We start from the raw sequence: 22,243 nt of genomic DNA, 5'->3' as shown, positions 1-22,243 counted from the left end.
GAGCCTATCCATGAACACTCCCCAGCAACTTGCCGCCGAAACCCAACCGGTGAACAACGGCAAGCGCACATGCACCACAGTGCTGCTTGTCGTCGCGATCCTGATCGCCGCGATTGCATACGGCTTGTATTACTTCCTCGTCGCACGTTTCCATGAGGAGACCGACGACGCGTACGTGAACGGCAACGTCGTGCAGATCACGCCGCAAGTTACCGGTACGGTAATCGCCGTGAACGCGGACGACACGCAGACCGTCAAGGCCGGCGACGCGATTGTTGCGCTCGACCCGGCCGATGCGCGCGTCGCGCTCCAGCAGTCGGAAGCGAACCTGGGACAGACGGTACGTCAGGTACGCGGCCTTTTTGCCAACGACGATCAATACCTCGCGCAGGTCGCCGTACGCCAGTCCGATCTGTCGCGCGCGCAGGACGACCTGCGCCGCCGGCTGACGGTCGCCGGAACGGGTGCAGTGTCGCAGGAAGATATCTCACACGCACGCGATGCCGTGAAGAGCGCAGTGGCCGCACTCGATGCCGCCCGGCAGCAGCTCGCCGCGAATCGCGCATTGACTGCCAATACGACGATCGCGGGGCATCCGGACGTGCAGTCCGCCGCCGCAAAAGTCCGTGACGCGTACCTCGCAAACGCGCGCAACACACTGCCCGCACCGGTCACCGGCTATATCGCGCAACGTTCGGTGCAGGTCGGCCAGCGCGTGTCGCCGGGCAATCCGCTGATGGGGATCGTGCCGCTGAATGGCGTGTGGGTCGATGCGAACTTCAAGGAAGTGCAACTGAAGCACATCCGCATCGGCCAGGCGGTTGAGCTGACTGCGGACGCGTACGGTTCGTCGGTCGCGTTCCACGGCAAGGTGGTCGGTTTCTCGGCCGGTACCGGCTCGGCGTTCTCGCTGCTACCCGCGCAGAACGCGACGGGCAACTGGATCAAGATCGTACAGCGCCTGCCGGTACGGATCGAGATCGACTCTCAGGAGCTTGAAAAGCATCCGCTGCGCATTGGCCTGTCGATGCAAGCTGACGTGAGTATCAAGGATGACTCGGGCACCGAACTCGGCAACGCACAGAACACCGTCTACCAGACCAACGTATTCGAGAAGTACGGTGATCAGGCCGACGCAGAGATCGCCCGCATCATCGCCGAAAACGCGGGTACAGACAGCGCCGCACAAAAGGTGGGGACCCATGCGGCAACGACAGGCGGAAGGGTGGGCTCACAAGCGGGCGCTCAGACCGATTCGAAACTGATGTAAGCCGCACCGACTTCCTACGAGGTTTCCCATGGCTCAGACACTTGCTTCTCCTCCTCCACTGCAAGGCGGCCGGCTCGTTCTTGCAACCCTCGCTGTTGCACTCGCTACGTTCATGACGGTGCTGGACTCATCGATTGCTAACGTTGCGATCCCGAACATCTCCGGCGATCTCGGCGTGTCCGTCGACGAGGGCACATGGGTCATTACAATGTTTTCCGCCGCCAACGCGGTGTCGATTCCGTTGACTGGCTGGCTCACGCAAAGGGTCGGGCAGGTGAAGCTGTTTGTCGGCGCCATCCTTGCATTCGTGCTCGCGTCGTGGATGTGCGGAATGGCGCCCACCCTGCCGATTCTGCTCTGCGCCCGGGTTCTGCAGGGCGTCGTGGCCGGCCCACTGATCCCGCTGTCGCAGGCACTTCTGCTCGGCTCGTATCCGAAAGAAAAATCGGCGACGGCGCTGTCGCTGTGGGCAATGACCGCCACTGTCGGCCCAATTGCCGGACCGCTGCTCGGCGGCTGGATCACCGACAGCTACAACTGGTCATGGATCTTCTATATCAACATTCCGGTCGGCATCTTTGCGGCCGGTGTCACTTGGGCGATCTACCGCACCCGCGAAACGCAGACCCGGAAGCTGCCCATTGACGTCGTCGGCCTCGGCCTGCTGATCGCGTGGGTCGCCGCACTTCAGGTGATGCTCGATAAAGGCAAGGATCTCGATTGGTTCAATTCGCCCGTCATCGTTGGACTCGCGATCACGGCAGTCGTAAGCTTTGCGTTCTTCCTAATCTGGGAGCTGACCGAAGAGAATCCGATCGTTGATCTGCGACTCTTCGGGCAGCGCAACTTCCTCGGTGGCACCATCGCAATTTCGATTGCGTATGCGGTATTTTTCGGCAACCTTGTGCTGCTGCCGCAATGGATGCAAGGGTACCTGAGCTACCGCTCTGTCGACGCGGGCTTGGTCACCGCGCCGCTTGGTATTTTCGCAGTGATTCTCGCGCCGGCAATGGGCCGTATCATGGCTTGCCTAGACGCGCGTATCATCGCAACCCTCGCGTTTGTCGGGTTCGCGATCGTCTTTTTCATGCGCTCGCAATACGTGGTCGAGATCGATACCTGGCATCTCGTGCTGCCGACGCTGCTGCAGGGGATTCCGATGGCGTTGTTCTTCGTGCCGCTGACGGCCATCATCCTGTCCGGTCAACCGGCCCATCGCATTCCCGCAGCCGCGGGGTTATCGAATTTCGCGCGGGTGTTTTGCGGTGCTGTTGGCACCTCGCTCGCCAGCAACGAGTGGAACAATCGGACCGTTCTACATCACACCCGGCTCACCGAGCAGGCCAGTCCCGACAATCCCTTATTCAACCGATGGATCGATTCGACGAAGTCGCTGCTGCATCTGAACACGCAGTCGGCGCATGCGCTGTTCGATTCCACGGTGAACACCCAAGCCGCGATGATGGGACTTGACGATATCTTTTACATCTCAGCCGTCATCTTCATCGTTATCATCCCGTTGATCTGGATCACGCGACCAGCAAAGGGCGGCGGGGATGCCGAGGCAGCGGCTGCGGCCCACTGATCGATCTGATTTTCGCTGACGCGTGCAAGTTCGGTGCAGTCGCTTCACTTGTGTTGTGTGCGGTGGACGTGGGGCTGTGCCAGCCAAAAGAATACCAGTGTATGACTTGCTGAAGAAAACCACGTTTCGCTCGAAGAGCGTAGGTGGTACCGGGATTTTGGGAGTTGATCGTAGAAAATTTGACGCCAAATGCGGGGGTACCCTTGGAAATGTAGATGCTGGATCGTCTTCAGTTGGAAACTTTCGGGGCAGTTATCGGGCAGGGACGCTTTGAGGACGCAGCCCGGGCACGGCGTATTTCGCATGGCGCCGTGTCCCAGCGAATTCGCGCGCGTGACGAAGGTCTTTCGACCGTATCGTTGTTTCGGGAAATACCTGTAGTGCCGACACAGATGGGTGAGATTCAGCTTGGATATGTGAAGGAATTGCGCTTGCTCGAACTTGAGATGATGCAGCGTGTAAGACCAACCGGTAGTCCCTAGGCTCGTACTCCAAATCACGATTGTGGTGAACGCCGACTCGTTCGCGACCTGGTTTGAAACCACCGTCTCTGGTCTCGACGCCGGCAGTGCTGTTCAATCGCAAGACCGGCTCCACGATATTTTCCGGGAATCCGGTTTTGGCCTGGATGTCACGGAATACGCGAAGCACTACGTCCCGTCACCGCATTCCCTGTTTGTCGCGATTCGAGAAGAAGTAGGGTAGTCGAAAGATCGCGGCTTTGAGCAGGTTACTCACTGACCACGTCGGTACATCAGGCTGGGTCGAATAATAGCCGCATCGAAGCTGATTCTGGATTTTTTCCTTACGATCTTCATCGCTGGTGATGGGAAAGATTAGCCGAGTATGCTAGCCGCTTTCTGGTGTGTTGATAGACGCGTAATGAGTGGCTCGCTTGGGAGCCCGACACTGACAGCAAAAAATGCCAACCGGTTACGGCAATAGATCGATCTTCTATCATCAAGGTCTGAGGAGGCGGGCGGGAGTAGTCAGATTCTCGCAGCAGTGCATGCGCTCACGTGGATAGCCGCGATAACACCCGTTATCGCGCCAAACGTCGGCGAGGCGTTGTGGAGCAGGGCGCTCTAAGCGGTGTTGGCGCGATTTTGCAATGTGCAGGGCACGGAAGTCCGCTGGTCGGCCTTTGGAGTCATTCGAGTATTGGCATTGGTCGGCGGCTACTGGTCTCTTTCCTGACATTCAAAGTCGGCAGTCGCGAATGACTGGTCGCACCGCTAGCGAATGCGTACTTGTGTTTAGGACTGTTGGAAGCCTGCATCAAAGCACGGTGTGCAACTGGCCGGGAAGCTGCCCGGCAGACGTCCAACAATCTTCAATACATGCCGCCGATGGGGAGAGCACGTCCATCGGCTCAATCTCATTTTTTGCCGCGACGCTAACAGGTAACTGAATTCACTGTCGTTCCCTCTCGGTCGGCGCAATTTGCTCTGGATTCAGCAACGTTTACCGTCTACATTGAGCATGCGATTGATTATGTGGCAAGTATTGCTTCTGCGGTGGCTGTTTTCTTTGACGTCACGCGGACTTGCCGAATAACAAAAACGGGGGCCAAGTGGAAAAACTAATATTAGAAGCTATCGCGAATAAACAGTTGATAGAGTTTTATTACCGGAATCTCCTGCGCATTGTCGAACCCCATGTATATGGCGTTACAAATGGAGCCCAGCAAATTCTCGGCTATCAGACAGGGGGGCGAAGTAGCAACGGTGGACTCCCTGACTGGCGACGTTTCGACCTCAACCAGATGTCACGGCTTACTATCCTCGCTCAAACATTTCCCGGACGTCGTTCCATCCCGTCCGGAAAGCATAGCTCTTGGGATTCGCGGATAGCCATCGTTAGCTAGACCTCAGGGCACACGCGTCAACTGTTTCCACTGCGCCACCAAACCGGACTGTCGCGGGTTGCTGCGTGGGACGCGCTCAGAAATAAGCCGGCGATAGACTGCTTTTACGGGTAGTGAGTCGGCGCCCGTAACTCTGTTTTCGGCAAAAAGTACAAGAGGCTGGAATCCGCAATGAAGATTCAATCTGTTCGCGTAAAAAACTTCCGCACGTTGAAAGACGTGACGATCCCCTTCGATTCCGTCACGACATTCATCGGGCCGAATGGTGCCGGGAAGTCAACTGTGCTTCGTGCGCTCGACTGGTACTTCAACGGTAAGCCCGGCTCGCTGACGGAGAAGGACTGTTCCTTCGGAATCACTACCGAGAACATCGAGGTTCAAGTCACCTTCACCGATCTCACCGGCAAGGATCGCGAAGCACTTGGCAAGTACGTACCGGACGGCGTTGCCACATTCACAGCATGGAAGCTCCGGTCGCCTGACGGCTCTGAGGTGCTCTCGGCGAATGCGAAGGGCTTTCTAGAATTCAACGCGATCAAAGCAGCAGGCGGCGCGACAGCAAAGAGGGAACTATATGCCAATCTCCGCAGTAGCCGTTCGGATCTAAACCTCGCCGCGGCCAATACAGGTGCAGCAGTCGATCAGGCGATGACGGCCTGGGAGTCCTCCCACACTGACCAGCTTGTCGACTCCCCCGAAGCGCTGCAGACCAACTTCTTCGGCTTCAACAGCGGCGGCAAGATGAGTGGCCTTTTCGACTTCGTCCTGGTCACCGCCGACCTTCGGGCAAGTGAGGAGTCGACCGACGGCAAGGCGAGCATCATCGGTCGAATCCTTGAGCGTTCAGTTGATCGTGCTGCTGCTGATGAGGAGATCGCGACTATCGTCGAAGAGTCGCGCGCGAAGCAGCAGAAAGTCTACGAGGAAAAGTTCAAGGGGCAGTTGGACGCTATGACAACGCAGCTCAATGAGGTCGTCAGATCTTACTCGCCTGGTCGATCTGTCACGGTTTCTCCTGCCGAAGTGGAGCTCAAGGCCCCTCGGACCACGTTCGAAGTCGCCGTGCTCGATGGCGCAACCGAGACCACTGTGGAGCGACAGGGACATGGCTTTCAGCGCACGCTCCTGGTTTCGGCGCTCCAACTTCTAGCGCAGTCAGGTGCGGCGTCGGCAGAGGGTGTCATATGCCTGGCGATTGAGGAGCCGGAGCTCTTTCAACACCCGATTCAGGCCCAGACCTTCGCGAAGGTACTAAGATCGCTTGCCGAGAATGCAAGCATGCGTATCCAAGTGACCTATGCGACTCATAGCCCCTATTTCCTTGAGGCTAGACATTTCGACCAGATCAGGCGGCTGACGAGGTCGTCTGACGAGACCCCTGTGGTCACTGTTCATTTCGCCACGATCGACGACGTGAAGACGAGGCTCAACGGAACAGTAGATGCTGACCAGGTTGGCCGTCAACTCGATGGCGTCGTCACGAATCGCCTCTCGGTCGCATTGTTCGCAGCGCATGTGCTGCTCGTCGAGGGTGATACAGAGGCAGCCGTGTTCTACAGCATCGGCGATCGGGATGCGGTGGGGCGTCTCGAATCCCAAGGACTGTCGATTGTTCCGGCCGGAGGCAAGGGTGGAATCCCGCTTGCTCATGCCATCCTTTCCTGCCTCGGGATTCCGACCTACGTACTCTTCGACGGAGACAGTGCCTTCGAGGTGCGGGCTAACGCTGCGGGCAAGAATCAGACCGCTATAGATGGCGAGCGCACGAAGTTTTCGACAGAGAACCGTCGGCTGTTGAAGTACCTCGGTGGGACCGAGGTTGATTTCCCATCAGAACAGGTCGGTGATCGTGTCGCGACCCTGAGCGACCACCTTGAGAACTACCTAGAGTCCAACTGGACGGAGTGGGCCACGTCGTGTGCGGCGATTGAGGTGGCTGCCGGAATTCTGCTTGCAAAGAATCAGTATGCCTACCGGACTGCGACGCTTGAAGCGAAAGGAACAGTCCCAGAGATGCTCAAGCGGATTCTCACGAAGGCGGGAGGGGCATAGACATGCATGAAATTATCTCCGCACTGCGGGAAAGCATCCAAGATTGACGAAGCCGGTTAAAAACTCCGATTTCCGTCGCTGTGCCGCTAATTAAGAATTCTAGCCGGTTGTCGCGAAGAACCGCCCACGCGAAACTGGAACCACAGGGTTCACGGCACATTGCGGGCAGTAAATCTGCATTGAATTGACCTATTCCAGCACCAACACTGACATCGCTATGCAAAAAAGTACTCGCGTGGAATCGATTGCTCCAAATTTAGACGACCTGCTCAATGATGGCAGGCTAGAAAGGTTGTTCTCGAAGGACGGCCGCCACTGCGCGCTGCAGTTGTGGGTCTTGCAGATCAACTCCGGGCAATTGATTGAACATCGCATAGTCTACGGTCGCCTGCTTCCCTACAGCCATTCGAACGAACGCTGGTCAGCCAGCTATGACGATAATTTCTATACCTTCGGGCAAGTGCAGGCGCGAATTGTTTTACTCAACCTTTACGTCAAGAGCATCCACTGTGCGAACCTCCTACGGCGATTGAGCGCCGGCCAAACTGTCTCCACCATCAGTGAAGAGCTGGGATTCGGGCTCCCGGACCAACTGAAAGAACGGTTCGGAGCGATCGCGCTCCCTGCCGCTCGCAATCTGATTTACCGCCCCGTCGTCTACCTGCTTAACCGTGACGCGCATGACCGACACTCGCCATCCAGCCCGCACGGCGCCGCCGGGGCCTTCAGTGCTTCGATCACCCAGATCGACAAAGGGGCACTGTTTCGCCTTGGCGAAGACTACGACGTGGCCTTGACTGACTTCGTGGTGAAGAATCTCAACGCGGATACGGGCCTAGAGTTTGGTGGCGCCGACACCTCTCGTTTCGGCGATCTCGAGTTACTAGTCTTTCCTACTCTCGACGACTTCGAGCGCCCCCTGCTAGGCGTGAGCTGGGCCGACGCTCCGCACACCTTAGTTGCGCGATTTAATCCGATGCAAGTGGCTCATTTTAATGGATTCCAGTTCAGAATGAGTATCGAGAACGGAGGCCAAGTCGCTTACTCGAGTATTGCCACAGCGTTGCGCAATGAGGACGGCGAGTTTGAATGCAAGTTTGAGCTGAGCGATCAGCTTCGCGAGAGGACCGACAGCACTGAACTGGAAATTTTCGGATTTCCTGACAACATCTCCGGCGTCAGCACGCTGTGTTGCCGTTGGCGCCTCTTTTATATTCGCGAGATCCGTCTTCAAGGGCATGCAGTTGGTCACAGTGCAAGTCCAGTCAAGTTCGATTGGTTGGAAAATGCGGCCCGGCCAACCGCATCGGCACGAGTAAAGGCGGCCTTGACCGTCAATCGCGGCAATATGGGATTTACCAATCACATCGGTAGGCGCGAGGCAGACCCTTGGGTCCCGGTCAATCGCGATCTCGAATCCCTTTTTAAGCGCCTCAGCCCGCCGAAGTCCGAGGCGCGCTTTTTTCTGCGTTGGAGCCAGGACGACGGCGAAGGTCGGCTGCAATTCGTGGAGTGGTTCAGGGCGCTGCTGGCCAAATACAAACAGCACCAGGTGATCATTTTCGATCCATATTTTGGTGATGTTGGGTTGGGTCTAGTGCTGCTTTGCGCTGAATCGGGCGCGGACTATATTGTCTTCACGTCTCTGCCCAAGCCGGGCAGAGAAGGTAGACCCATGCGTCGCAAGTCCGACAAACTACCCCATGAACGGATCAACAACCTGCTTGCAAACTGCGAGCACAATGGCCGCCTGTTGAAGCGCATCAAGCTGCGCATCTACGGTCTAAAAGAAGGCCGACTGCATGATCGTTATCTATTGGTCGTCGGGCCGGACGGCCTGCCGATCGCCGGTTTCAATTTGTCCAATTCGATTCAGAAAGCCGCCGAAAACTACCCCTTGCTGGTCACCCCGATCCCTGCGGATATTCTGCTCAAGGTCGAGCAATACAAATCCGCGCTGGTGCAGGAGGCCGAGACGGCACGGTCGGCCGGGGAGACGGAGAACCCCTCCATGCGGCTTCTCTTCGACTCAACGGCGTCCTCGACGGAGCCGCGGCGCTATGAGCCACTACGATTCCTCGAAAAGGCCCAGGCGGGCGACGTGCTAAGCACATGGACTGGCGAGCCGTCTTTACAAGGCTTGAGCGGTGACCGATTGAAGGAACAGATGGCGGCGTTGGGCCTGCTCAACGATGATTCTCTTGCGCTGCACGATACGGCGGGCTTGTCTAAATGCCTGCACAAGCAGGCGGGCGACTTCACCGACTTCGCTGCGACGTGGGAAGTTCTCGGCGAGGTGCTTGCGCATTCACGCGATGGGGACCGGCGATTTTCCGAGCTCGCATCCGATGGGGGTTTTCTTAAATTTCTGGCACGGTTCGTCGAAGCATCGTTTTGTCGAACGCATGAAGAGACAGACAGGGAACTGGCAGTAGTGGACGGTCGACTCTTTCAGATGCCGATCACGGCCCTGCTACACAGCTCCTATCGCCATGAGCACTTGTTCCACGGAACAAAATACGCGGCTCTGACGTGGTCGGAGAGCTACGCCATCAAGCTTCTGTGGTGGTATGCCTCAGATACTCTGCTGACGATTGCCGAAGCCCAAGTGGCGCGCGTGTCAATCGAACCTCTGGGCGCGGATGTAATGAGATTGTCCTTGTTGAGCCAGATCGTCAGCGACATTTCGCTTTCGATACAATTTGACATCAGCGACGAACAACGGGACCGCCTCGTTCGCAGCGACAACGGTTTGCTGCGATGGCTGGGACTGAACGCGATTGAGAGGCAATCGGAAAGGCCCGAAGGGCTCGCCCCCGTGCTGAAATTGATCACCGCATTTTCATATCCCGAGCAAGTGCAGGCCCTAGGCTGGATGGTGTTCCGCGCGGCAAAGAATGAAGAGAAAGCCGCGATCTACGTCGGGCTCGTGGCGGCGCTGCATGACGCATTGCCGACAGCCGTTCCCTGCGATGAGCTGAGGCGCCTGGTTGACTCCATGCGCGGACATATGCGGCAGTTAGCATGGGCCGAGCCCTGGTTGTTTAAGGACGTAGTATTTCCTTTGCTGCAAAATGGCCGTGCCAATTTCGACCATGCTTGCGAGATCTGGATGCAGGAACTAGCCGGCGTGCTGGAACCGCAATTTAAGGATCAGCCGCGATTATTTGACCGAGCACGCGAAGGCCAGACGACCAACATCACGGCGTTCGTTTTTGCCAATAGCAGTTTCGAGCGACAGCAGATCAGTCTAAAGTCAATGCAGGCAATTCTGAAGCGGCAGCAGCGTATCGTGCAACGGCCGCTTGCCAGCACATCAAATTGGACCCAATGGGATGGCGCGTTGGTGGTCACGATGTGGATACTGGCCTTTACCAGATGGGCGCAGTATTACCTCCGGCAAGGTGGCATGTCCTCCTGCGAGCTAGACAATCTGTCGCGGGAAGCCAGCGAGCTTGCAATGGTCAGGCCGATAGCCGAATGGCGCTCGAAGGGCACCGGCGAGCCAGGCCAGCTCGCCGCGTTCCTCGACCAGGCTGAAGATCTCTTGGCTTCAGACGATGGGCCGTCCGCATGATCTACAGCAGACGAGCCCTTCAGCGCCGCCTCGACGAGCTTCGCGACGTGCTGGACGGTGATGCGGTTGACAAACTTGCGGAGCGTCTCAACCGGGCTGGAAAAGATCGAGTTGCGGCCATGTGGGAGTTGGTCGTGCTTCACGCTTTGTCGAAATGCGGTGCGCTCCAGAATGAGGTGGCTCTGCCGTCCCTACGGCGGCCGGACATCCTGTTCGAACGGGGCGCATTGCGGATGACCGCTGATGTGACGGCGGTTTCGGACGAAGGTCTCGACAATGACAACCCCTATTACGAGCTGAGTCAACTGATCGAGGCGGCCAAGAACAAACTCAAACTACCCATTGGCGGTCTCGATCTGCGCGTCCGGTCTAAGCATGAGAGCACGAAGCGCGGAACCCGCACAGTGCTACGGCTGCCACCCCGGAGCAAATTACAGGAGTTCGTCCGACAGACGATCGTTCCGCAACTGCGCGAACAGATGACTGTCGGCACGTTCCCGTTGCGCGTCGTAATCGACGATGACGATGTGGGTATCGACATCACTATTGATCCGGCCAAGTCACCCTATAGCTCAGGTGGCTTTGCCGCCTATAACGTGCCTAAAATCAAAGATCGGAATCCGCTCTATAGCGCGCTTAAGGCCAAGGCCGAGCAGCTCCGTAGTGCAGGCGGTCTAACCGGGGTCATCGTCGGCGACGGTGATTGCCAAGCGCTCTCGAGTCGATCGGCGAACTGGGACGAGGTGGCCACCGGACAGATCGTTGGCGAGTTCTTTCGGCAATTTTCATCCGTCGATTTCGTCCTCCTCCTGAGCGTCCGTGAAAGTGGGCAAGGCTGGGTGCCTTACCCTTCTCCGATGCGCCAGAACGTTGCGGGCCTGTTTGTTCGCGCGGGGTGTAACGCCCGCTCCGAGTTGAATACACTGTTTTACGGAATGATCGAGCACTTCCCGAAGCCTGCGATGATGCCTGTCAACGGCGCGCTTCGGGCTCGCGAAGATGACTACGACCTCGGCCATCACGGAGGCTATTCTATGTCGGGATCAAAAGTGGTGCGCCTCGGCTTGCGCGAGTTTACGGAGATCTTTGCCGGTCTGCGGTCGCTTCAGGACAATGGCGCCAAGTCTGTTAAAGCAGCGGGGCAACTTCCCCAAGAGCCGAACCCGTTGCAGGTGATTGTGCTGAGTAATCTGATGGCAGGCCGTCTGCCGGAGTCGATTGAGATCATCAAGACAGATGAGGAGGATAACGACGACTGGGTCGAAATTCGCTTCGGCGAAATCGATCCCGCAATCGCCCCTCTCCGATAACATAGTTGGGGTGTCGAACGTCGGGCACGTTCGCTCAAGGACTGCTCCTAGTAGAAGTGCGCAATCACTGAACCCGGCGGCAACTGCTCGTTGATAGATCACATCGGTGACTGCTCTGCATCGGTTAGCTGCCGCGTACACGTCGACCGTAAACGTCCGCAAAGGCCGAATTCGGGACGCTCGCCTAGACGTTGTTGACTGGGACTGTTCAAAGCCGTCTTGAAACTGCTGGCTTGGTCGCGCTCCTGCGATGGCGGAAGTTTTATGGTTAAAAACAATCAATCGCGGAAGTTATTTGGGTAACAGGCCAGGGAAATAATGTAGGTTTGATCGCTTGAACGACCCAAAACGGAAGTTATTTGGTTGGTTTTCCGGAAATCAATCGGGTTCCTCTACAGGACTCGAACTCACTCTCATGCCGCTTTCGTCGGTGAGAACATGGCGACGGCGCGCGAGCCGGCTCCGCGGTCTGCTTCTGGCATCCATCGTCCATACACTCTCGCGATCATCGTTTGGTCCGTGTGCGCCATCTGCTTGGACACCCACATGGGATGCTCGCCAGCGGACAGCATCATTGACGCGAAGGTATGGCGCGTTTGATACGGATTTCGATAGCGAATTTTCGCCTTACGCACAACGGATTGCCAAACATCCCACGCCTTCGTGTGACCGGCCTATCGCTTCCCGCTTCGGGGGGCGCGAAATATCGCGTCCTGTGCTTCGAATGTGTATTGTTTTTGCTCGAAAAGCGCCTCGAGCGCTGGTCGCAACAACTTGACCTCGCGACGTCCTGCGGCCGTCTTTGTCGACTCTACTTTTCCCTTTGCTGAAAAGGTCATTGCCTTCGAGACACGAGCGACACCTCCCTTCCAATCGATATCGCTCCAGTTGAGTGCGACTAACTCGCTGGTTCTGAGGCCACTCCACAATGCGAACTGAATTAGCTGTTTGACGTGTGGGTCAGCAACAGAGAGCAACTTCGCCTGCTCTTCGGAAGTGAACGGATCGACCCGCTCCTTCGTTTCAAGTATTCCAATGTCTGCGGCGTCGACTCGGAGTGATAGCTTCTGCTAGCCTTCAATCCAAGCTTTTTCTCCGCGAACCAGTCTTCAAGATACGCACCTACTCGTAGGCCATCATCGGTTCTGTGCGCGAGTTGTTTCGCGAACTTGGAGTGGGAAAACTTGCGCATAGTCGAACGTGCCGCGCGATACTTCGTACAAGATTTGTGCACGGTGTTGTTCAGCTCGTTTCAGGTTAGCGGCTGTAGGCGGCAACGGGATTGATTCGCGCCGGCGCTTGCCTTCGTACTGGAACGTGATTTCGACGCTGGTTTCAGATTTTGGCTTAACGCCACGCCCGTTTCGCCCCATTCTGAAAATCCCTCTGTGCTTATCATGACACGGCCATCAGGCGCTTTGCGCCAGAGTTGGTTCTCGGGCCAGACACGGTCCTCAATTTTGCGTCGGATCTGGTCCAGCGTCTGCCCGGGTTGCCCTATGAAGGAACGATGTTCACCCGGCGACTATCGTCGCATCCGAAGATGGGAGCACGAGAACATACTGGAAACCATGCAGCGACGGCTCGACGGGAAGCCCGATGCAATGACCATCCGTCGAAGTACTGTCGAGCATGTCTTCGGTACGCTCAAGCGTGCGCGCAAGTGAAGACGTGATCTGGAGGTAGCGCCGTTTCCGGATCAGTTAGTCTTGACGCCGGGCGCACGCACTATTCGGTCGGTCTGTACAAAAGGACTTCACATCCGGGTGTCGCGTCCTTGAAACGGATCGACATGCCGTGCATGCCGGCCACTGCCAGCACAAGGCTCAGGCCAAGCCCGCTGCCGGGTGTGTGCCGGCTCGCCTCACCGCGATAAAAGCGCCGCAGCACCGCTTGCTGTTCGGCAGGCGCAATGCCCGGCCCGTCGTCCGAAACGGTGACGCCCGAGCCGGTCTTGTCGCGGAACACGGTGATCCGAACATGCCCGCCGTGCGGTGCGAACTTGATGGCGTTTTCCACCAGATTCGCCAGCGCCTCAAATAGCAGGTTCGGATCACCCTGGATATCGAGCGGTCCTGATACCGTTCGCTGCAGCTCGAAGGCGATCTGCTTGTCCTCGGCAGTCGGATCGTAGAACTCGAAGACGTCGTCGGCAACGGCAGCCAGATCGACCGTCGTGAATCCCGCGCGGCGCACACCGCTCTCGATTTCCGAAATGCGCAGCAGCGCGTTGAAGGTGCGCAGCAACCCACTGGTCTCGACGATGGTTTCATCGATTGCCGCGCGATACTCCGCTTCGGTTTTGGCGCGGCGCTGTGCACGTTCGAGTCCGCCGAGCATCCGTGTGAGCGGGGTGCGCAGATCGTGCGCAATCGCATCGCACACGCCTTTGACCTCATTCATGAGCCGTTCGATTTCGTCGAGCATACCGTTCACAACGCCGACGAGGCGATCCACGTCGTCGCGTTTCGAATGCACCGGCAGACGCCTGCTGAGATTGCCGGCGACGATTTCTTCGATCGAGGCGGTCACCGCGTCGAGCCGCCGCATTGCGGAAATGCCGATCAGGCTCGCCCCGACCAGGCCGATCACGAGCGTGATCATGGCGGTGGAAAGCAGCGCGTGCAGCAACTCTTCGTCGAAGTGGTCAAGCTCACGGGTGTTCTGGCATTGCAACGCAATGCGGTTATCCGGCACGCGCGCGGCGATGCAACGGCCGGGCGGATGACCGGGCAGCTTCGCGAGACGCATGGAGAACGGTTTGTCGAAGACCGGGATGGCTGGCTGATCGCCCGCGTAACCGCCGGCAAGATGCTTGCCGGTGGCGTCGAACAGACCGAACGGGCGCTGACGGCGCGGATCGAACTGGTTTTGGTGTTCGAATCGCGCGACCAGTTCGTCCGGCTCTTCGCGTTGCAACTGTGCATGCTCGCGAAGCAGCCAGTCGTCGATGCGCTCCTGTTCGAAGCCGGTGATCTCGCGGTACAGATAGCCGAACAACAGTATCGCGATCACGCCGAACAGCATCAGAAACAGCGTGGCGAGACGAAAGCCGGTGGTGCGATGCAGTTCAGTCAGGCGCATGGAGCATGTACCCCGAACCGCGCACGGTATCGATCATAGGAGCCGTCCCGTCCGGGTCCAGCTTCTTTCTCAGGCGGCTGATGTGCACGTCGATCACATTGGTCCGCTCGTCGAGCCGGTAATCCCATACCGCCTCGAATAACATGGTGCGGCTCACCACCTGGCCCTCATGCTGCATCAGGTATTCGAGCAGCCGGTATTCGCGTGGCAGGAGCGGGACCGGACGACCGGCGCAGCTCACTTCGCGCTTGAGCGGGTCGAGACGCAACGGGCCGACCTGATATTCCTGCACACCGGGCGCCGCTTCGCGCCGACGCATCAGCGCGTCGAGCCGTGCGGTCAGCTCGATGAATTCAAACGGCTTGGTCAGATAATCGTCGCCGCCGGCGCGCAGACCGCGCACACGTTCGTCGACCGCGGAGAGCGCGCTCAGAATCAACACCGGCGTGAGCACGCCGGCGCTGCGCAACGCTGCCAGCATGCCGAGCCCTTCGAGTCCGCCGGGCAACATGCGATCGAGCACGATAGCGTCATAATGGTTGGCGACCGCAAGCATCAACCCGTCGCGGCCTGTGCTCGCAGTCTGCACCTTGCAGCCGTGATCGGTCAGCGCTTCAACGATCTCCGCGAGGGTTTGCCCGTCGTCTTCGACGACCAATACGTTCGACATCCGTTTTTCCAGAAGTAAGCGCGCGGTGAACCTGTGCGAGCCGGTCATTTACACTACGCATCGTACCTACGATGCACCGAAGTATGCCGCGCGAAGCTGCACAGGCGTTTCGCGCCAACATTAAAAATTTTTAATGTTGGCCCTCATCAACCGGTTTAGCACATGCGAATCCTGCTGGTCGAAGACGATACGCGCGCCAGCCAGTTCCTGGCGCGCGGCCTGAGCGAGAGCGGTCTCATTGTCGACACCGTGGCGGACGGTGCAACCGGGCTCGCCTACGCGCGCGAGGGCATTTACGACGTGATTGTGACCGATCGGCTCCTGCCGGCGCTCGACGGCATCGCTCTCGTGCAGCAATTGCGCGCGGGTGGCGATACCTCGCCGGTGCTGATGCTGTCCGCGGTGGGTGGGCTGAACGAACGCGTTGAAGGCATCCGCGCGGGTTGCGATGATTACCTTATGAAGCCCTATGCCTTCGCCGAAGTGCTGGCGAGAATCGAGGCGCTCGCGCGGCGTGCGGATCGCCGGAGGATGAGCGAGCGGCTCGAATGCGCAGATCTGGTGCTCGACACCCGGGCGCGAACCGCGACGCGCGGCGGCCGCGATCTGCGCCTGCAGCATCGCGAATTTCTGTTGCTCGAATGCCTGGCGCGTCGGGAAGGCCAGGTGGTGACGCGCAGCATGCTGCTCGAGGCGGCGTGGAATTACGACTTTGAACCGCGTGGCAATATCATCGATATGCACGTGCATCGGCTGCGGGCGAAGGTGGATCGCGATTTTCCCGTGGCGCTGATTCATACCGTGGTGGGTGCGGGTTATGTGCTGAACCCGGCGCCACAGGCAGCTTTGGGTGGACGTGAATAGCCTCGTGGTGGCGCGTTCCCACGGCGTGTTGCGGCACATTAAATTTTTTTAATTATTGGGCGAAAGCGCCGACAGGACCCGCTGACTAATCTGGCGACATTCCCATGTTGCCGGAGCGTTCTCCAATGTCAGGGCTGCCCCGTTCGGCGCCGTTTTCGCACGTCGTCAGTCCTCATGCGCCTCATCGGGCGGTGCGCGCTGCCGTATATGCCGCAGTCTGCGCACTCGGTGTCGCGGTTCTGGCCGGGTGCTCGCTCGTGCCGGCCTATCAGCGGCCAGGTGCGCCGCTCGCACAGCGCTTCGACGGCGCGGCGAGTGCATCGCTCGCCGATACCGTTCCTGTCAGGAGCGGCTGGTGGCGAGAATATCGCGACCCCGCGCTCGATGCGCTGGTCGATCGCAGTCTGCGCAACAACTTCACGCTGGCGTCTGCAATCGCGAGCGTCGAACAGGCGCGCGGCAACGCCGAGAAAGCCGGCGCGCCGCAGTATCCGTCGCTGTCGCTCGGCGCTACCTTCGACCGCAGTCACCAGGGGCGCGGCTCGACCACCAAAACCCAGAGCCTGTTCGCCGAAGCCAGCTACGAGGTCGACTTCTGGGGCTTCAACGCCGCCAACGCCAGCGCGGCGGACCTGCTCGCGCGCGCGTCTGAGTTTGATCGCGATACGGTGGCGTTGACGCTGACCGCATCGGTGGCGGACACGTATTTCCAGGTGCAGAGCCTGCGCCGCCGTCTGGCGATCGCACGGTCCATCTCCGATGATGCCGCGCACATTCTGCAATTGTTGCTCGCGCAACAGGAGGCGGGCGTCGCGACCGAGCTGCAGGTGCAGCAGCAGCGCAATGCGCTCGCCACCTTCCAGGCGGCGGTGCCGGCGTTGCAACAGCAACTGGACACCAACATCCATGCGCTCGCGGTGCTGGTGGGCACCGCGCCCGAGCAGTTCACGGTCAACGACGCGGCGCTCGCCGGCATCGCCATTCCGCAACCGCGTCCGGATCTGCCGGCCAGCCTGCTGGAAACGCGCCCCGATATTCGCTCGAAAGAAGCGCAGTTGCAGTCGGCCAATGAGAGCGTCGGCGCGGCGCGCGCGGCCTTCCTGCCGAACATCGTGCTGACCGCCGACGGCGGGCTCAGCAGTAAGTCGCTTTCGCATTTCCTGTCGAGTCCGTTTGCGAGCCTCGCCACTTCGCTGGCTGCGCCGCTGTTCGACGGTGGCGCGCTGCATGGTCAGTTGCACGCAAGCCAGGCCGCCGAAGCAAAGGGCGTCGCCGATTACCGGCAGGCCGTGGTAACGGCGCTGCAGGACGTCGAGGATTCGCTCTCGGCGGCGCAACAGCAACAGCTCGCGGAAGCCGCGGACCAGACCGCTGCCGACGCCGCGCGCAAAGCCGCCACGCTCGCGCAAGCCCAATACAGGCTCGGCACCGTCGACTTTCTGACCGTACTCGACGCCCAACGCACGCTCTTTCAAGCCGAAGACACGCTGGTGCAGGCGCGGCTCGCACGCCTGCAGGCTTCGGTGAGCCTGTTTCGCGCGTTCGGCGGCGGCTTCGGCGTGACCGACAGCAGCACCGCTTCCACTTCTACGCCGTCTCCCTCATGAAACCTGCAGACCTTTCGAACCACGAGGCGCCCCGCGGGCGCCGTCGCGCGCCGCTAGTGGCGGCGTTCGTTGTCCTTGTCGTGATTCTTGTCGCATGGTTATGGCCGAGGCATCCGGCCGTGAAGCCTGCGGCTGCAGTGCCGGTCAACGCCGGCCGTCCGGTAATCAGCGACTTTCCGATTCGGGTGGCCGCAGTGGGTACGGTGCTGGCGCTCAATACCGTGGACGTCAAAGTGCGTGTGGACGGCCAGTTGCAGCGCGTCGCCTTCAATGAAGGGCAGGACGTGAAGGCAGGGCAGTTGCTCGCCCAACTCGACCAGGGCCCGCTCACCGCGCAATTGCATCAAGCGGAAGCGGCGCAACGCAAGGACCAGGCCTCGCTCGATAACGCAAGGCTCGATCTCGCGCGGTACTCGAAGCTGGTCGGCATCGGTGCGGCGACCACCCAGGCCGTGGACACCGCGAAGGCGCAAGTCGAAGCACTCGCCGCCACGGTCGCGGCAGACGCAGCACTGGTGCAGAGCGAGCGCCTGCAACTGAGCTTCACCACGCTCTTCGCGCCGTTCACCGGGCGTGTGGGCGCGCGCGAGGCCGACATCGGCGCGATCGTGCATCCCACCGACACGACCGGCATCGTCACCGTCACGCAGATGGAGCCGATTACCGTGCTGTTCTCCGTGCCACAAGACGTGCTGCCCGATTTGCTCGCAAATCAGGCGGTCGCGCCTTTGGCGGTGAACGTCACCACGCGTGCCGGCAGCACAGCGCTCGCCGACGGCACGCTCGTGTTCATCGACAGTACGGTCGATCCCACCACGGGGCAGATCAAACTCAAGGCCTCGTTCACCAACAAGGACCGCAAGCTGTGGCCGGGCGAGCTGGTGAATGCGCGCGTGCTGTTGCGCACCGATACGCAGCGGCTCGCCGTGCCGAGCCGCGCGGTGGTGAACACGCAGAACGGCACGCAGCTGTACGTGATCAACGCGAATGGCACGGCGCAGATGCGTCCGGTGCAAACCGGCGTGACGGTTGATGGAATGACGGAAATTCGCAGCGGCGTTGCGCCCGCGGATATCGTTGTATTCGATGGACAAAGCCGCTTGAACCCAGGCGTGCGTGTGGCGGTCACCACGGTGCCGACAGTAGCCCAGGCACCGGCCAACGCAAACTCGGCGGACAGTCAGGCTAACCAGGACAATCCGTCATGAGCCTGATGGAACTGTTCATCAAGCGGCGCATTGCGACCAGTTTTCTTGCCATTGCGGTGCTGCTGGCGGGCGCAGTGGCGTATTTTCAGCTGCCGGTCGCGCCCTTGCCACAAGTCGATTTCCCGACCATTCAGGTCGTGGCGAAGTTGCCAGGTGCGAGTGCGGAGACCATGGCGACGTCGGTAGCGACGCCACTTGAGCGGCAACTCTCGTTGATTGCGGGCATCACGCAGATGACGTCGTCGAGCTCGCTGGGCACCACCAACATCGCCGTGCAGTTCGATCTGTCGCGCGATATCAACGGCGCGGCGCAGGACGTACAAACGGCGATCAACGCGGCCGGCGGTACCCTGCCGAAGAATCTGCCGAATCCGCCGACCTATGAAAAGGTCAACCCGGCCGACTTCACTTTGCTGTCACTCGCGCTGACGTCGCCATCGCTCACGCTTACGCAACTCGACAGTTACGCCGAAGACTATCTGGCGCAGCAGATCTCGCAGATGCCAGGCGTAGGTCTCGTCGATTTCCATGGCCAGCAGCGGCCCGCCGTGCGTATTCAGCTCGATCCCGACAAGCTCACCGCACGCGGCCTCACGCTGGAAGACGTGCGCTCGATCGTCGGCTTGCAGACGGTGAACGCCCCGAAGGGCAGCCTGAACGGCCCGGATCGCTCCGTGATTTTCAATGCGACCGATCAGATCACGACCGCCTCGGCGTATCGCGATCTGGTGGTCGCGTACAAGAACGGCGCGCCGGTTCGCGTATCCGATCTCGGCACCGTTCTGAACGCCGCCGAAGACAACCAGCAGGCCGCATGGCTTCAGCACGAACGCGCGATCATCCTCGATATCCACAAGCAGCCTGGCTACAACGTCGTACAGACGATCGCCAACATCAAGGCGAAGCTGCCTGCGCTGCAAGCAACGCTGCCCGCGGCCGCGCATCTGCATGTGGTGGGCGATCGCACGCAGACCATCAATGCATCGGTGCACGACGTGCAGTTCACGCTGATGCTGACGGTCGCGCTTGTCGTGATGGTTATCTTCTCGTTTCTGCGCAACGTGTGGGCGACGATCATTCCGAGCCTGACGATTCCTTTGTCGCTGGTCGCTACATTCGGTGTGATGTATCTGCTCGGCTATAGCCTCGACAATCTGTCGCTGATGGGGCTGACCATCGCGGTGGGCTTCGTGGTGGACGATGCGATCGTCGTGATCGAAAACGTGATGCGGCATGTCGAGGAAGGCGTGCCGCGCATGAAAGCCGCGCTGCTCGGCGCGATAGAAGTGCGCTTCACCATTATTTCGATGACGATCTCGCTGATCGCGGTGTTCATCCCGATCCTGCTGATGGGTGGCATTGTCGGACGCCTGTTTCGCGAATTCGCGGTGACGGTGAGCGCGGCGATCCTGATGTCGGCGCTGGTCTCGCTGACCGTCACGCCGATGCTATGCGGCTGGCTGATCCGCTTGCCTGAGCCGGACGAAGCAGGGCGCATGCGCAAACTCGAAGCGTGGCTCGAACGAGGCTTCGTTGCGGTGGAGCGGCGTTATGAACGTGGTCTCGATTGGGTGTTGAATTGGCCGAAACTGATGCTTGGCGTGACGATTGCAACGATCGTCGCGACGATCGCGCTGTTCGTCGTGATCCCGAAGGGCTTCTTCCCGCAGGAAGACTCCGGTTTGGTCATGGGCGTCGCGCAGGCTGCACCGGATATTTCCCCGCGCGCGATGTCTTTGAAAATGCAGCAACTGGGCAATATCATCGAAGCCGATCCCGCCGTCGATAATGTCTACTACTGGATGGGCGCGAATCCCACCGTGAGCCAGGGCCGCGTGATGATCAACCTGAAGGCGTTCGGTCAGCGCAAGGACAGCGCCGCGCAGGTGCTCAATCGTCTGAAGCCGCAGTTAGCAAAGGTGATGGGCATTTCACTGGCGATGCAGGTCCGCCAGGATATTCAGGTAGGTGGCCGTATCAGTGCCGCGCAGTATCAGTACACGCTGCAAGACCCCGATATCAACGAATTGAATCATTGGGCCGGCGTGCTGACCGACAAGCTGTCGACTTTGCCGCAACTCGCGGACGTCACCTCCGACCAGCAAGCGGCTGCTACCAGCGCGACACTCGTAATCGACCGCAGTACGGCCTCGCGCTTCGGCATCACCGCACAAGCCATCGACGACACGCTCTACGACGCGTTCGGCCAACGGCAGATCGCCACGCTGTTCACGCAACTGAATCAGTACCACGTTGTCGAGGAAGTCGATCCGGGTTTCCAGTTGACCACCGACGCGCTCGCGCACCTCTACGTGCGCTCGCCGTTGACGAATGAACTGGTGCCGCTCAACACGCTGGCGAAGATCGAAAACAACGTGTCGCCGATTTCGGTGAATCACCAGGGGTTGTTCCCGGCCGTGACGATCTCGTTCAATCTGGCGCCGGGGCAATCGCTCGGCAATGCCGTGACGGCGATTCATCAGGCCGAAGCTGCGGCAGGCAAACCCGACAGTTTGACGGGGTCGTTCCAGGGCACGGCGCAGGCGTTCCAGGCTTCGCTTTCCAGCGAACCGTATCTGATCGCGGCGGCGCTCGTCGTGGTGTATCTGATTCTCGGCATCCTGTACGAAAGCGCAATTCATCCGCTCACCATCATTTCGACGCTGCCCTCGGCGGGGGTGGGGGCATTGCTTGCGTTGATGCTGTGCGGCCAGGATCTCTCGATCATGGGGATGATCGGCATCATCCTGCTGATTGGTATCGTGAAGAAAAACGCCATCATGATGATCGACTTTGCGCTCGTGGCTGAACGCGAGCAAGGCTTATCGCCGCGCGAAGCGATCCGTCAGGCATGCGTACTGCGCTTCCGGCCGATCATGATGACGACGCTCGCCGCGCTGTTTGGCGCGCTGCCGCTCGCGCTGGGTCATGGCGCGGGCGCGGAATTGCGAGTCCCGCTCGGTATTGCGATTGTCGGCGGCCTGATTCTTTCGCAGATGCTGACGCTCTTCACGACGCCGGTGGTGCACCTGTGGTTCGACCGTTTATCGCATTGGCTAGCGAAACGGCGCGCCAGAGGCAGTCTGCTCGAGCGTGAATCGGTGGGTTGAGCCCCGACGGCGTGCAACTGCCTGCGCGCTCACCCTGCT

13 protein-coding genes and 2 pseudogenes are annotated in these 22,243 nt (G+C 59.5%); 11 read left to right on the top strand and 4 right to left on the bottom strand.

Annotated features, from left to right (window positions below):
* Positions 1–10: 10 nt before the first annotated feature.
* The 6 genes from PQR40_RS13755 (at position 11) to PQR40_RS13730 (ending at position 11,661) form a co-directional block, all read left to right on the top strand.
* Complete coding sequence (locus tag PQR40_RS13755) at positions 11–1,270, top strand: HlyD family secretion protein (RefSeq protein WP_408509193.1); 1,260 nt, start codon at positions 11–13, stop codon at positions 1,268–1,270.
* Between the two features lie 28 nt (positions 1,271–1,298).
* On the top strand, positions 1,299–2,855 hold the full coding sequence (locus PQR40_RS13750) for a DHA2 family efflux MFS transporter permease subunit (RefSeq protein ID WP_408509192.1): 1,557 nt from the start codon (positions 1,299–1,301) through the stop codon (positions 2,853–2,855).
* A 215-nt stretch (positions 2,856–3,070) separates the two neighbouring features.
* On the top strand, positions 3,071–3,337 hold the full coding sequence (locus tag PQR40_RS13745) for a LysR family transcriptional regulator (protein WP_408509191.1): 267 nt from the start codon (positions 3,071–3,073) through the stop codon (positions 3,335–3,337).
* 1,556 nt (positions 3,338–4,893) lie between these two features.
* On the top strand, positions 4,894–6,774 hold the full coding sequence (locus PQR40_RS13740; RefSeq protein WP_408509190.1) for an ATP-dependent nuclease: 1,881 nt from the start codon (positions 4,894–4,896) through the stop codon (positions 6,772–6,774).
* Between the two features lie 217 nt (positions 6,775–6,991).
* Positions 6,992–10,351, top strand: coding sequence for a VPA1262 family protein (locus PQR40_RS13735; RefSeq protein WP_408509189.1), 3,360 nt, complete (start codon positions 6,992–6,994; stop codon positions 10,349–10,351).
* Entirely contained in the window at positions 10,348–11,661 is a 1,314-nt protein-coding gene (locus PQR40_RS13730) for a hypothetical protein (RefSeq protein WP_408509188.1), read from the top strand. Before PQR40_RS13735 ends, PQR40_RS13730 begins: the two co-directional genes overlap by 4 nt.
* Before the next feature lie 413 nt (positions 11,662–12,074).
* Here the strand turns inward: PQR40_RS13730 and PQR40_RS13725 are convergent.
* Both PQR40_RS13725 and PQR40_RS13720 read right to left on the bottom strand, forming a co-directional pair.
* Positions 12,075–12,692, bottom strand: a pseudogene (locus PQR40_RS13725) (site-specific integrase).
* Positions 12,693–12,797: 105 nt separating this feature from the next.
* Entirely contained in the window at positions 12,798–13,034 is a 237-nt protein-coding gene (locus PQR40_RS13720; protein ID WP_408240275.1) for an Arm DNA-binding domain-containing protein, read from the bottom strand.
* Between the two features lie 99 nt (positions 13,035–13,133).
* Between PQR40_RS13720 and PQR40_RS13715 the strand changes: the two are divergent.
* Positions 13,134–13,313: pseudogene (locus PQR40_RS13715) on the top strand (IS5/IS1182 family transposase); the annotation flags it as partial.
* A 76-nt stretch (positions 13,314–13,389) separates the two neighbouring features.
* Here the strand turns inward: PQR40_RS13715 and PQR40_RS13710 are convergent.
* Positions 13,390–14,745, bottom strand: coding sequence for a sensor histidine kinase (locus PQR40_RS13710; protein WP_408509187.1), 1,356 nt, complete (start codon positions 14,743–14,745; stop codon positions 13,390–13,392).
* Positions 14,732–15,415 (bottom strand): response regulator transcription factor, encoded by a 684-nt coding sequence (locus tag PQR40_RS13705; RefSeq protein WP_408240281.1) that lies wholly within the window; start codon positions 15,413–15,415, stop codon positions 14,732–14,734. Before PQR40_RS13705 ends, PQR40_RS13710 begins: the two co-directional genes overlap by 14 nt.
* Before the next feature lie 162 nt (positions 15,416–15,577).
* Here PQR40_RS13705 and PQR40_RS13700 point away from each other — a divergent pair, with 162 nt between their 5' ends.
* The 4 genes from PQR40_RS13700 to PQR40_RS13685 all read left to right on the top strand — a co-directional run bounded on the left by PQR40_RS13700 (position 15,578) and on the right by PQR40_RS13685 (position 22,204).
* Positions 15,578–16,279 carry a winged helix-turn-helix domain-containing protein gene (locus tag PQR40_RS13700; RefSeq protein ID WP_408509186.1) on the top strand — a complete coding sequence of 234 codons (702 nt, stop codon included), beginning with the start codon at positions 15,578–15,580 and terminating at the stop codon, positions 16,277–16,279.
* 125 nt (positions 16,280–16,404) lie between these two features.
* The gene (locus tag PQR40_RS13695; protein WP_408509185.1) at positions 16,405–17,886 is read left to right on the top strand and encodes an efflux transporter outer membrane subunit; all 1,482 of its coding nucleotides are present in this window, start codon (positions 16,405–16,407) and stop codon (positions 17,884–17,886) included.
* Positions 17,883–19,094: an efflux RND transporter periplasmic adaptor subunit gene (locus tag PQR40_RS13690; RefSeq protein WP_408509184.1), complete on the top strand. Its 1,212-nt coding sequence runs from the start codon at positions 17,883–17,885 to the stop codon at positions 19,092–19,094. The genes PQR40_RS13695 and PQR40_RS13690 overlap by 4 nt, the downstream gene beginning before the upstream one ends.
* Positions 19,091–22,204: an efflux RND transporter permease subunit gene (locus PQR40_RS13685; protein ID WP_408509183.1), complete on the top strand. Its 3,114-nt coding sequence runs from the start codon at positions 19,091–19,093 to the stop codon at positions 22,202–22,204. Before PQR40_RS13690 ends, PQR40_RS13685 begins: the two co-directional genes overlap by 4 nt.
* Positions 22,205–22,243 lie beyond the last annotated feature (39 nt).

Origin of the sequence: Paraburkholderia sediminicola (assembly GCF_046026855.1) — a bacterium.
Lineage (GTDB): Bacteria > Pseudomonadota > Gammaproteobacteria > Burkholderiales > Burkholderiaceae > Paraburkholderia > Paraburkholderia sediminicola_A.
This window is presented reverse-complemented; position numbering and strand designations above follow the sequence as displayed.

What these genes read in the sequence shown, in the direction of transcription:
- PQR40_RS13685 (WP_408509183.1), top strand. Translation starts at nt 19,091, where the DNA reads ATGAGCCTGATGGAACTGTTCATCAAGCGGCGCATTGCGACCAGTTTT.
- PQR40_RS13695 (WP_408509185.1), top strand. Translation starts at nt 16,405, where the DNA reads ATGTCAGGGCTGCCCCGTTCGGCGCCGTTTTCGCACGTCGTCAGTCCT.
- PQR40_RS13690 (WP_408509184.1), top strand. Translation starts at nt 17,883, where the DNA reads ATGAAACCTGCAGACCTTTCGAACCACGAGGCGCCCCGCGGGCGCCGT.
- PQR40_RS13745 (WP_408509191.1), top strand. Translation starts at nt 3,071, where the DNA reads ATGCTGGATCGTCTTCAGTTGGAAACTTTCGGGGCAGTTATCGGGCAG.
- PQR40_RS13750 (WP_408509192.1), top strand. Translation starts at nt 1,299, where the DNA reads ATGGCTCAGACACTTGCTTCTCCTCCTCCACTGCAAGGCGGCCGGCTC.
- PQR40_RS13700 (WP_408509186.1), top strand. Translation starts at nt 15,578, where the DNA reads ATGCGAATCCTGCTGGTCGAAGACGATACGCGCGCCAGCCAGTTCCTG.
- PQR40_RS13705 (WP_408240281.1), bottom strand. Translation starts at nt 15,415, where the DNA reads ATGTCGAACGTATTGGTCGTCGAAGACGACGGGCAAACCCTCGCGGAG.
- PQR40_RS13710 (WP_408509187.1), bottom strand. Translation starts at nt 14,745, where the DNA reads ATGCGCCTGACTGAACTGCATCGCACCACCGGCTTTCGTCTCGCCACG.
- PQR40_RS13730 (WP_408509188.1), top strand. Translation starts at nt 10,348, where the DNA reads ATGATCTACAGCAGACGAGCCCTTCAGCGCCGCCTCGACGAGCTTCGC.
- PQR40_RS13735 (WP_408509189.1), top strand. Translation starts at nt 6,992, where the DNA reads ATGCAAAAAAGTACTCGCGTGGAATCGATTGCTCCAAATTTAGACGAC.
- PQR40_RS13720 (WP_408240275.1), bottom strand. Translation starts at nt 13,034, where the DNA reads ATGGGGCGAAACGGGCGTGGCGTTAAGCCAAAATCTGAAACCAGCGTC.
- PQR40_RS13740 (WP_408509190.1), top strand. Translation starts at nt 4,894, where the DNA reads ATGAAGATTCAATCTGTTCGCGTAAAAAACTTCCGCACGTTGAAAGAC.
- PQR40_RS13755 (WP_408509193.1), top strand. Translation starts at nt 11, where the DNA reads ATGAACACTCCCCAGCAACTTGCCGCCGAAACCCAACCGGTGAACAAC.